Here is a 352-nt window from a genome sequence, read left to right on the forward strand (position 1 = left end):
CAGCACGAAGCGGTTCTTCGCGTTTTTGGTGCTCATTGGCCGCAAGTTCGATTACCTGCTCTTCCAAGCCAGTGATCATGCCCGCCTGGTCAGCTGCTGTTGTTTTCAATTCCCATTCTTTGACCGCAGGAGCTTGTTGGTCCAACTCCTTCAAATGGCGCTGTTTTAATTCCAATTCATCGAAGCGCTCGCTCCAGCCTTTTGCTTCATGTAACTCGGCCATTTTTCGATTGTGAAAATCGTTGGATTGCCGGTAGCTCTCTTGCAAGTTTGCGCTCTCTGACCGGTAATGGCTGATTTCCCCTTCACGCCCTGTGAGCAATTCGCTACGCTGGAAGTTACCTTGCGCGAA

1 protein-coding gene is annotated in these 352 nt (G+C 50.6%); it reads right to left on the reverse strand.

Going from position 1 to position 352, the window contains the following annotated elements; genetic code table 11:
- A partial coding sequence (locus tag AY633_RS16695; RefSeq protein WP_186008786.1) for a hypothetical protein occupies positions 1-352 on the reverse strand: 352 nt, incomplete at both ends.

The organism is Planococcus maritimus (assembly GCF_001592825.1).
Taxonomy (GTDB): domain Bacteria; phylum Bacillota; class Bacilli; order Bacillales_A; family Planococcaceae; genus Planococcus; species Planococcus maritimus_C.